We start from the raw sequence: 9,585 nt of genomic DNA, 5'->3' as shown, positions 1-9,585 counted from the left end.
GGCCCAGCAACCTCGCGCGAGGTTGCTGGGCCGCCGTCAGGTAGTAATTGAGGTCAGTCGGACTTCGTGACGCGGTCGAATACGGCGTCGAGAGCTGCCGCCAGGGAGTCGCGGTTGGCATCGTTCATCCACTCATTGTTGAGCATTTCGTTGAGTCCGCCCGGGGTCTCGTGGGCTGCAACCAGATTGTCGATGGGATCGTCTGTCTGGGCGAGAGTGGTGCCGAGACCGACGAACTGGCCGCGGATGAAGTGATCGGCATCCGCTTGATTCCAGCCGCGGTCGACGAGCCACGTTGTGATCGTCTGCAGGAACGCGAAGTGCGCCGACATCGTCGCTGTCACTGCCGAGAGAGTGGAGAACATCGTCTCATCGGCAGCTGTCACCGATCCGCCGAGGTGGCTCAGCAGTTCTTCGACCGCGTCGTTGGCCGGGTATACGGCGGTGACTCCCTTGCACTCGCGGACGGCGGGCAGGGGGATAACGCGCACGGTCGTCGGGGAATGCGGAAGGTGGGCTCCGAGTGTGGTTGTTGAGACTCCGGCGACGGCGCTGACCAGTGTCTTCTCCGTCGGAATGTCGATTTCGTCCAGAAGTGCCTCAGTCTGTTGTGGCAGGACCGCGAGGACGATGAGGTCGCTGCGGTCAACGACGTTCTGATTGCTCTGGCAGACCGTGGCGGATTCGATGGCTTCGGCGAGTTTCGCCGCGCGTTCTGCATTGCGCGGGGAGAGGAAGAACTGGAGGTCGGCTCGCGCCTCGCTGTCTGCAAGGCCCTCGACCATCGCCGAGGCGATCTCTCCGACTCCGATGAAACCGATGCGTGCCATGTGCTCCTCCTCGAGTGATGTGTACCTGTTCGCATTCTGTCATCGACTGTCGGAGTCGCGTGTGGGGATCTTGAAAACTGGGGACTGGGGCGTGGCCTAATGCGGGCGCCAACTGCCTTCGTCCCTGATCGCCGAGGTGATGTGGCGACTGGCCTGGCCGAATGCGCGGGCTTGGGCAGGGGTCAGGGATTCGAAGACAAGGCGTCGCACTAAGGCAACATGTCCCGGAGCAGCCGCACGCATCGCCGCGAGACCGGAGTCGGTGAGGGATGCGACCGTCGTGCGTCCGTCACTGGGATCCGGGCGCCGAGTCACCCACCCCTGGCGTTCGAGCCGCGCGACTGCACGTGACAGTCGGGAGAGAGTGCTGTTGGCGAAACCTGCCAGTTCCTTCATCGCCAAAGTCTCTTCTGGTGCCTGGGAGAGTGCGAAGAGGATCCCGTACTCGAAATGGCTGATCTGTGAATCGCGTTGCATCTGCGCATTGAGTGCTGCCGGAAGCCACTCCAGCAAGGTCGCGACCGCGGACCAGGTCTCGAGCTCGTCCGGTGTGAAGGCGGACGAATCGTCGTCGTGAGGGATACGTTCTGTAGCGCTGCTCGCGGAGCTGTTCATGCCGTGCAGTCTAATCGATTACTTGCCTGGACAACTAAATCAACCTAGTGTTGACTTTCCTGGGAAAGTGAAAGCAATTTCGAGACCTCAAGGCGGCAATCACATGGATCTTCAACTGGCGGACAAAACCGTCTTCATTTCGGGCTCGACGAAAGGGATCGGCTTTGCGATCGCCGCTCTGTGCACGCATGAAGGAGCCACGGTCATCATCAACGGTCGCCACGAAGAAGGCGTCGAAGCGGCTGTCGCCCGACTGCGCGAACTGAACCCGGCCGCCTCGGTGAGGGGAATCACGGCGGACTTCGCCGACGTCGGGCAGGTCGACGAATTGCTCGGCCGCCTCGGCCACGTGGACGTGCTCATCAACAACGTCGGCCTCTTCGACGTGGCGACGTTCACCGAGATCGATGACGCGGAGTGGCTGCGATACCTCGAGATCAATCTCATGAGCGCCGTTCGCCTGTCCCGGAGACTGCTCCCGCAGATGCTGGAGAACGGGTGGGGACGAATCGTATTCATCGGCACGGAATCGGCCGTCGATATACCAGGGGACATGATCCACTACGGCGCGACGAAAGCCGCGACGCTGGCGTTGAGCAACGGCCTGGCGAAACTCACCCGTGGAACAGAGGTGACCGTGAATACCGTGCTCGGCGGACCGACATATTCGGACGGTGTTGCCTCCACGGTCGGGCAGATCGCCGCGGCGCAATCGGTGTCAGCCGCAGACCTGAGGGACTCACTGATTCGCGAAACCTCACTGTTGCAGCGCTTCATCGAGCCTGCCGAGATCGCTAGCCTCGTGGCCTATCTGGCCAGTCCGCTGTCCTCTGCGACCAACGGGGCAGCCCTGCGCGTAGATGGAGGAGTGCTGCCGACGGTGGTGTGAGGGAGGCAGAATCGTCCGTCCTCACTGGAAGCTGTCGAGCACCACCTCGGCGACGGCAGCGACCATGGCCGGACCGTCCTCCGATTCGGGGTCATCGGTTTCTGTCATCACGGATAGGACGATGGGCTTGCGATCGGGAGGCGTCACCACTGCGATGTCGTTCTGAATCGCATCCGAATGTCCCGACTTGTCTCTGACGACCCAGCCGTCGGGCGCGCCGCGCGGATGAGCGGGTCTCCCGTCTCGTTCGCCGACATCCAGTCGAAGAGAACCTTGCGATCATCGTCCGAGAGTCGCTTCGCATCGAGAAGGTCCTGCAGGTTGGCGGTGAATGCGGCCGGGGCGGTGGTGTTGTCCGTGCTGCCTTCTTCGACGTCGTTGAGCTCCGGCTCTTCGTCGGTGACCTCGGTCGTCGAGTCACCGTCCTTCTCCATGGCGTCGTCGAGAGCCTCTGGTCCGCCAAGCTCATCAAGCACAATGTTCATCGCCAGGTTGTCGCTGACCCTCAGCGCGCTCTCGGCCACATCTTCCAGTGGCAGCCCGTCGTCGACGTGCTCCTCCGTCACCGGTGTCCATCCGGCCTCATCGACATCGGCCTGAGTCCAGGTCACGTTCTTCTCAAGCTCTTTCGGCGTCGTGCGATCGAGGAGTTCGGCGACGGCGAAGACCTTGAGCGAGGAAGCGAAGCCGAAGCGCTCGTCTGCACGGTGGTCAACTGATTCGCCGGACTCGGTATCGAGCGCGCTGACTCCGACTCTCGCGTCGTAGCGAGCTTCGAGTTTCTTGAGCTGGTCTTCGAGCCGTTGACGGTCGGAACCGACATTCGGGCCGGTTGAGGTTTCGGTCTGAGGGCTGGACTGGTCCGACGACTGAGCCTCACTTGGAGCGCAGCCGGCCAGTGTCAGGGCGATCAGTGTTGACGTAGCGAGAAGCTGCAGGGTTCGGGTGGTCATCGATGTATTCCGTTCTCTCCCCAACGGGAGTCGATTTGAGATGGATCGGCGGGCGAACACTGTCTCGGATTTCGACGTGTTTGCGATGCTCGGTGCTGACCATCTTTCTCCGTTGCCGCCATGCGGTCGAAGACTGAAACGTCCGCTCTCATATCGAAAACGCATACCATGAGGTGATGGACCTGATAGACGCCTGTCGGACATTCACCGCTGTCAGCGAACTCGGCAGCATGACGCTCGGTGCGGCTGCCGACGGGATCCCGCAGCCGGTGGCCAGTCGGCGCATCGCCGGGCTCGAGAAGCAGCTCGGTGCGCGGCTGCTCGAACGAACCGGGCGCGGGGTCAGCCTCACTCCGTTCGGGCGTGACATGCTTGCCTCGGCGACCCGCCTCGTCGAACTGGCCGACGAGATGATGCTCGACGCCGACAGAGCGAAGCTGCGGCCGATCTCCCTGACGGTGCCGACGGCCTGCTCCACTCGGAACCTTGCGGTGCTGGCAGCCTCGGTGAAGGACAGGGGACTGCGAATCGACTTCCACTGCGCACCGCCGGGCCGGCGAGCCGACGATCTCGCTGGGAGACGAGTGCGCGCATCGCTGCAGGCCGTTCCCGCGGACGAAGGCACATGGGCCGTCGCATTGGGATGCGCTCATCGCTCTCCGCTGACGGCTCCAGTGCGGATCGCCGACCTGCGGAGATCCCGGGTGCGGGTCCCCGGCGATGTCCTCGAACTCGCGGGACGACGCCTGCGACTGACGAGTGAGGACAACGTCCCGCACATTCGCGACCGGATCCGACGATCCGCCGAGACCGCAGGCCTGCTCCCGTACCAAGTCGTCGTGGACACCTCAGAACCCGACGCGGTCGCTGCGGTGCTCAGCGACGGTGACCTGATGCTCTGCAGCGAAGCGGAAGCCGCGGAACTCAATCTAGACTGGGCACCGCTCATCGATCCGGTCATCTCGAGGGGGTATACGCTGACGGCCGGCTCGGACGAAGACATTGCGCTGCTTGCCGATTTTGCCGAGGAGTTCGCCGATTGCCTCGGCGGTTCGATCCTCGCCGGCCCGGGACCGCAAGGCCCGGCGGCAGTGAGGACGAACACGATGTCGGATCAAGCCGCCTCGGCGAAGGGGTCGAGAATCGGACGATCGACTTGAGGAAGGGAATGAGCGAGCGGAAGAAGGTCGTCGAAGCGGTCGGTGCGGAGCTTGAGAGCGCGGGCCTGCGTGCCAGGATCATCGCACGCGATCTCGACTCGCACGCAGAAGTCGCGCTGTCGCCCGAAGGGGCGATTCCGTTGGCCTCATTGGTCAAGGTGCCCATCGCTCTGGCGGTGCTCAACCGAATCGAGGCGGGTGAGTTCGCGGCCGACGAACAGGTTCGGGTCGATCCTGCTGCGACCGGCAGTGCGAGCCCGACGGGGGCGGCACGATTTCGGCATCCGGCACGGCTCGCAATCGAGGATCTGCTCACATTAGCTGTGTGCTTCAGTGACAATACTGCCGCAGACGCCTTGCTCGACCTCGTCCCTGTGCGCGACGTCCAGCGAGAACTCGATGCTCTGGGGCTGCGGGGCATCGATGTCCGACACCGGCTCGACGCACTGGTGTCGACCCCGTTGGAGAGCCTTGACCGGTCTGAAGCACATCTTGCGTATGGTCTTGCGCAGGCTCGGCCGCCCCACGGAGACGGGCATCGGATCTGGCAGCTCGATGTCTCTCGGGCCAACTCCGGCACCGCCCGCAGTCTGATGGGCTTACTTGCCGAATTGTGGCGGCCCGACCGTGTCGATCCCGGCGTCGCCGCACGGCTGCGGGAACTCATGTCCGGAAATGTTGTGCGTCACCGCATCGCCCCGGACCTCATGTCCGATTCGGCGCAGTGGTCGTCGAAGACGGGCACACTGCTCCACCTCAGACACGAGATCGGCGTCGTCGACCATGCTGATGGTCAGTCGATCGCGGTCGTCGCGCTCAGCGAATCGAGCAATCCTGCTTCCGTGCAGCCAGCCGCCGAGGCGGCCCTCGGTGCCGCTGCCCGTGCCCTCCACGATCTGCTGAGGTGAGGACCGGCCGCGGCGGAGCAGCTCATCGGGCGCAGTCGCTGTGATCGAGACGACGAGTCAGATCCAGCCTTCGCGTCGGGCATTGCTCAGCGCTTCGGCACGATTGCGGGCCCCGAGCTTGCCGATAGCGCTCGACAGATAGTTGCGGACCGTGCTCGGAGACAGATGCAGACCCTCTGCCACATCCGCGATCGGAGCGCCCTCGTCCGAGGCGACGAGGACTTGGATTTCGCGCTCCGACAGCGGGTTCTCTCCCGAGCTGAGCGCCTGAGCCGCCAGGAGAGGATCGACGACCGTTTCTCCCCGCGCGACTCGACGAATCGCCTCGGCGAGAGTCTCGACCGGATCGTCCTTGACGAGGAATCCGCGTGCTCCTGCGTCCATCGCCCGACGCAGATAGCCTGCTCGGCCGAAGGTTGTGACGATGATGACCGCGGGTATCTCATGGCCCGTGCCCTCGGTCGGCGCAGCAGGCAAACGGTCGTGGGAGAGCCTCAGTTCTTCGAGCGCCTCGAGTCCTGTCTTGCCCGGCAGCTCGATATCAAGAAGGATCACGTCCGGGCTCGCGGTTGCGATCAACCCTGCGATTTCGTCACCGCTGCCGGCTTCGCCGATGACCGTGATGTCGTCTTCGAGGCCGAGCAGGCTGATGAGAGCAGACCGCATCAGAACCTGATCCTCGACAACCGCGATTCTGATCATCGGGGTCCTCCTGAGGTCGGGGCATGAACGGTGAGGGTGAAGCCTCGCGGACCCGAGCGCGTGTGGACGTGCCCGCCGAGGCGCTCTGCCCGTTCACGCAGCCCGGCCAGCCCTGCCCCTGAGGAGTTCTGGCCCATCCCGTCACCATTGTCGGTGATCTCGAGGGCGGCGGTCGTCTCATCGACGGATATCTCTATCGAGCACGTCGAGGCATGCGCATGACGGAGGACATTCGTGCCAGCCTCTCGGATAGCCCAGGCAAAGAGAGCGTCGACTGGACTGTTGAGGTTCGGCACCGGCATCGTGTCGACCTTGACCCCGGCGTCCTCAAGGACAGTGACCGTACGGGCGAGTTCATGCGCGAAACGCATCTCCCGGTAACCGGCGACAGCCTGCCTGACATCTGCTAATGCTGTGCGACCGATGTCCTCGATTTCCTGAGCATGTGAAGTTGCTGCCGCAGAGTCGGCCGCGGCGAATCGACGGATGGCCTCAGCCTTGACCACGATCACCGACAAGGTGTGGCCGAGCAGGTCATGAAGGTCTCGGGAGAACCGCTGGCGTTCCTCGACCACCGCGAGTCCGGCCAGCCGGCGTCGGGTGGTGCGCAGGTCATCCACGGTAGTGGTGAGTCGCCGGATCAGGTAGGTGCTGGCGCCCGCCATGACGGTAGCGAATCCGAACTGCAGTGCATTGCTCAGCGACATTGTCGCGAACCCCTCGGCGAAGGATCCGCTGACAGCCAGACCCATGACGATCCCAAGTGCTGCGCGGATCCGGACGGCAGTGGCGGCTGCAATGGCGAGCAACGGGTAGAGGAAGCCCTGACCTCCAAGTGAGACGATGAACTGTATGACGACCAACGCCATGAGTCCCGCAGTGCAGAGCTCTCCCACACGCTGCGGCAGACCGCTGTGGGCGATAAGGATCGTGACGACGTAGAGGACCGTGATTGCCAGGTGGATCGTCAGCGCAGCGAGGTCGCCGTCGAGGATGGCTGTCAGGATCGGGGACAGCATGAGGACCGGCAGCCACACCAGCGCGAACCCAGGCCCGCGAGTCCGGTCGACCCACTGCGAGACATAATCGTCGTTGTCGGTAGTAATTGGATTGCTTCGTCATTGTCGCCTCCGGTATTTCGCTTCGTACATTACTCGGACGGTGCTGTCGATGAGCCCGAACCCGAGGACTCGGATCCGTTGTCGGGCGCGCGGTTCGTGCTGCGTGGGACGAGGATTCGGAGTCCGAGGATCGTCGTGGCACCGACGGCCAGGTGCATCAGCTCGAGTACGGCCACGGCTGCACCGTTGGCCCCTGACATCAGCGGCCCGGCCATGGACGCCGCGAGAACTGAACATCCGAGCACGGTCCACATCACCGTTCCGCCGCGGAATTGCTTCATGATGCTGTAGGAGATTCCGCCTGCGCATCCGCTTCCGAGTGAGACGAGCGCGACAGCGGCGGGGGAGACGGTCAGTCCTCCAGCGAACAGTGTGATGCCTGCGACCGGCACGGCGATAGTCCATATGGCAATCGCAGCGAAGGCCGCGGCAAGAGCCACGATGGCAACGACGGCCGATGCGTTGCGAAGGGGAGACGTCTACCTCTCAGCGGTTGAACGATGCTTTGGTGATCCGGCAGGAGTGGTTGTCGGTGCTGGGGCAGATGCCGGTGCTGATTCGTGGTTGCTGGGGTGGGCCATTGTGGTCGCCTCCGTGTTTGAAGCGTCGGTGATCTCTGACGACTTCGACGCTACGGAGGACGGAAACGCCGCAGTAGAGAGCGCGATCCCGAATACGCAATGACAAACGTCCTGTGGGGGTGAGAGTCCTCCGACGCGGAGAATCGACCTGTCGGCTTGTCACTGCTCGCCGGCAGTTGGAGTATGTTCGCTGTATGTGTCGCTGAGTTCGGCGCCGATTCGAGCGAGCTCACTGCGCAGTTCGGGCGGTGATAGCACCTCAACGGTTCGCCCCCACCCGGCCAATTGCTCAGCCAGCGCGATGACGAGATTGGCCCCCACCTCGGCGATGGTGGACTCTGTGCCCTCGTCGATAACAGTGAAATACCTGCCGAAGTGAGAGGAGAGGATCGGCACCGCCCAGTTTGGGCAACGAATCTCAGCGGTCACGGACGAACGCAGTGCCTCGACTTCGCCGACATGGGCGATCCAGTAGGCTTCTACGTCGAATTCCTCAACGGCACCGGTGCCGTGTCCGGCTCGGTCCTCGATCTGGTCTGCGGGCGAGACGTTGCCTGTGTCGACCTTCTCGGTCTTGTCGATCCGATCAATCTTGAAGGTACGAGGCGCGCCAACGAGGCGCGGGCGTGCGATGAGATACCAGATCCCGGCTTTCGCCACGAGTCCCAACGGCCGAATGGTGATCGCCTCAGAGGTGCCGTTGCGGTTGGAATAGGAGATGCGAAGGTCTGCCGTTCTCACCAGCGCAGTCCGAAGATCGTCGAGGATCTCGCTGCGATCAGCGGTTCGCGGCGGTTCTCCCCAAGTTGTGTGGTCATAGTGGATCCTCGTCGCGAGGATCTCGGCTTCGTCCCGCAGGGTCTCGGGCAGGGCGCGGATGAGTTTGCGTGTGGCCGCCCGGGTTCCCGGATCGGAGAGCCCGGCGGTACCGAGCATCCAGAACAGCGACTTGGACTCGTGTCCCGACAAGCCGGTGAGATTCGTGCGTGACCCTCCGACGAGCTGCCAGCCTCCGCCTCGGCCAGGCCGCCCATACACGGGAACTCCGGCCCCGGCCAGGGCTTCGAGGTCGCGGCGAGCCGTAGGAATCGAGACGTCGAGTTCAGCAGCCACCTCGGCGGCGGTCACTTTCCCGCGGGACTGCAGGAAGAGAACGAGAGCGATGAGCCGGTCTGCACGCATAGATGAAGTATCTCAATAAAAGTGATCGTTTGGTGATCACTTTTGCTGGAAAAGTGAGCATTGTTCATCCAGACGGGTGGATGAGGGGCCGCCAGAGACTTGGTGCTGCAACGGTATGACTGCGAAGCGCGGCGGCGATGTAGAGAGAAGGACAAGGCCATGAATGGAATCCAAGGACTGACAACGATGGTGCTCACCGCCGATGATGTGGCGGCAGCCGCGAACTGGTATGCGGATTATCTGGGAATGGAGCCCTACTTCCGCCAGCCTGCCGAGGGGCCGGCGGCTTATGTCGAGTTCCGCGTCGGACCCGATGAAGACGAGCTGGGGGTCATGGACCGGACATATTCGCCCGCCGGGACAGCTCCGGGAAGCAGCTCGGTGACATATTGGCACGTCGACGACGTCGAGGCGGCAGTGGCAGATCTCGTCGACCGCGGCGCGACTGTGCATATGCCGGTGACCCCGCGGGGCCGGAATTCGTGACCGCTTCAGTGGTGGACCCTTTCGGCAATGTGCTCGGACTCATGTACAGCCCGCATTGGAAGGGCGCCCACTGACGTCGCGCATTGGGCCCCGGCGAGCCCCTCCCCAAAACAACCTGACGGGCGGCCCCAGATACCTCGCGCGAGGTTGCTGAGCCG

At 63.4% G+C, this 9,585-nt stretch carries 11 protein-coding genes and 1 pseudogene; 5 read left to right on the top strand and 7 right to left on the bottom strand.

Annotated elements, in window-relative coordinates; genetic code table 11:
- Positions 1-53 precede the first annotated feature (53 nt).
- Positions 54-830, bottom strand: a complete 777-nt coding sequence (locus tag AC2W7L_RS18165) for an NAD(P)-binding domain-containing protein (protein ID WP_486005583.1) — start codon at positions 828-830, stop codon at positions 54-56.
- Between the two features lie 96 nt (positions 831-926).
- Positions 927-1,445: a MarR family winged helix-turn-helix transcriptional regulator gene (locus AC2W7L_RS18160; protein ID WP_486005582.1), complete on the bottom strand. Its 519-nt coding sequence runs from the start codon at positions 1,443-1,445 to the stop codon at positions 927-929.
- Between the two features lie 103 nt (positions 1,446-1,548).
- On the opposite strand from AC2W7L_RS18160, the gene AC2W7L_RS18155 reads away from it, so the two are divergent.
- On the top strand, positions 1,549-2,334 hold the full coding sequence (locus AC2W7L_RS18155; protein ID WP_486005581.1) for an SDR family NAD(P)-dependent oxidoreductase: 786 nt from the start codon (positions 1,549-1,551) through the stop codon (positions 2,332-2,334).
- 162 nt (positions 2,335-2,496) lie between these two features.
- Here AC2W7L_RS18155 and AC2W7L_RS18150 read toward each other — a convergent pair.
- Positions 2,497-3,287 (bottom strand): annotated as a pseudogene (locus AC2W7L_RS18150) (serine hydrolase); the annotation flags it as partial.
- Between the two features lie 176 nt (positions 3,288-3,463).
- On the opposite strand from AC2W7L_RS18150, the gene AC2W7L_RS18145 reads away from it, so the two are divergent.
- Together AC2W7L_RS18145 and AC2W7L_RS18140 are read left to right on the top strand one after the other, a co-directional pair.
- Entirely contained in the window at positions 3,464-4,447 is a 984-nt protein-coding gene (locus AC2W7L_RS18145; protein WP_486005580.1) for a LysR family transcriptional regulator, read from the top strand.
- Between the two features lie 8 nt (positions 4,448-4,455).
- The gene (locus AC2W7L_RS18140) at positions 4,456-5,355 is read left to right on the top strand and encodes a serine hydrolase (RefSeq protein WP_486005579.1); all 900 of its coding nucleotides are present in this window, start codon (positions 4,456-4,458) and stop codon (positions 5,353-5,355) included.
- A gap of 57 nt (positions 5,356-5,412) precedes the next feature.
- Here the strand turns inward: AC2W7L_RS18140 and AC2W7L_RS18135 are convergent, their stop codons facing one another.
- From AC2W7L_RS18135 to AC2W7L_RS18125, 3 genes are all read right to left on the bottom strand, one after another.
- On the bottom strand, positions 5,413-6,057 hold the full coding sequence (locus tag AC2W7L_RS18135) for a response regulator transcription factor (protein ID WP_486005578.1): 645 nt from the start codon (positions 6,055-6,057) through the stop codon (positions 5,413-5,415).
- On the bottom strand, positions 6,054-7,094 hold the full coding sequence (locus AC2W7L_RS18130; protein ID WP_486005577.1) for a sensor histidine kinase: 1,041 nt from the start codon (positions 7,092-7,094) through the stop codon (positions 6,054-6,056). Before AC2W7L_RS18130 ends, AC2W7L_RS18135 begins: the two co-directional genes overlap by 4 nt.
- Before the next feature lie 113 nt (positions 7,095-7,207).
- Entirely contained in the window at positions 7,208-7,618 is a 411-nt protein-coding gene (locus tag AC2W7L_RS18125; protein ID WP_486005576.1) for a DUF6069 family protein, read from the bottom strand.
- A gap of 1 nt (position 7,619) precedes the next feature.
- Here AC2W7L_RS18125 and AC2W7L_RS18120 point away from each other — a divergent pair, with 1 nt between their 5' ends.
- Positions 7,620-7,862 (top strand): hypothetical protein, encoded by a 243-nt coding sequence (locus AC2W7L_RS18120; RefSeq protein WP_486005575.1) that lies wholly within the window; start codon positions 7,620-7,622, stop codon positions 7,860-7,862.
- 56 nt (positions 7,863-7,918) lie between these two features.
- Here the strand turns inward: AC2W7L_RS18120 and AC2W7L_RS18115 are convergent, their stop codons facing one another.
- Positions 7,919-8,941 carry a helix-turn-helix transcriptional regulator gene (locus AC2W7L_RS18115; protein ID WP_486005574.1) on the bottom strand — a complete coding sequence of 341 codons (1,023 nt, stop codon included), beginning with the start codon at positions 8,939-8,941 and terminating at the stop codon, positions 7,919-7,921.
- Between the two features lie 159 nt (positions 8,942-9,100).
- On the opposite strand from AC2W7L_RS18115, the gene AC2W7L_RS18110 reads away from it, so the two are divergent.
- Positions 9,101-9,427, top strand: a complete 327-nt coding sequence (locus tag AC2W7L_RS18110) for a VOC family protein (protein ID WP_486005573.1) — start codon at positions 9,101-9,103, stop codon at positions 9,425-9,427.
- Positions 9,428-9,585 lie beyond the last annotated feature (158 nt).

Source organism: Brevibacterium sp. LAARM3_SD1, assembly GCF_057364765.1.
This window is presented reverse-complemented; position numbering and strand designations above follow the sequence as displayed.

Excerpts from the sequence above, each read along its gene's own strand:
- AC2W7L_RS18165 (WP_486005583.1), bottom strand. The coding sequence starts at position 830 with ATGGCACGCATCGGTTTCATCGGAGTCGGAGAGATCGCCTCGGCGATG.
- AC2W7L_RS18160 (WP_486005582.1), bottom strand. The coding sequence starts at position 1,445 with ATGAACAGCTCCGCGAGCAGCGCTACAGAACGTATCCCTCACGACGAC.
- AC2W7L_RS18155 (WP_486005581.1), top strand. The coding sequence starts at position 1,549 with ATGGATCTTCAACTGGCGGACAAAACCGTCTTCATTTCGGGCTCGACG.
- AC2W7L_RS18145 (WP_486005580.1), top strand. The coding sequence starts at position 3,464 with ATGGACCTGATAGACGCCTGTCGGACATTCACCGCTGTCAGCGAACTC.
- AC2W7L_RS18140 (WP_486005579.1), top strand. The coding sequence starts at position 4,456 with ATGAGCGAGCGGAAGAAGGTCGTCGAAGCGGTCGGTGCGGAGCTTGAG.
- AC2W7L_RS18135 (WP_486005578.1), bottom strand. The coding sequence starts at position 6,057 with ATGATCAGAATCGCGGTTGTCGAGGATCAGGTTCTGATGCGGTCTGCT.
- AC2W7L_RS18120 (WP_486005575.1), top strand. The coding sequence starts at position 7,620 with ATGGCAACGACGGCCGATGCGTTGCGAAGGGGAGACGTCTACCTCTCA.
- AC2W7L_RS18115 (WP_486005574.1), bottom strand. The coding sequence starts at position 8,941 with ATGCGTGCAGACCGGCTCATCGCTCTCGTTCTCTTCCTGCAGTCCCGC.
- AC2W7L_RS18110 (WP_486005573.1), top strand. The coding sequence starts at position 9,101 with ATGAATGGAATCCAAGGACTGACAACGATGGTGCTCACCGCCGATGAT.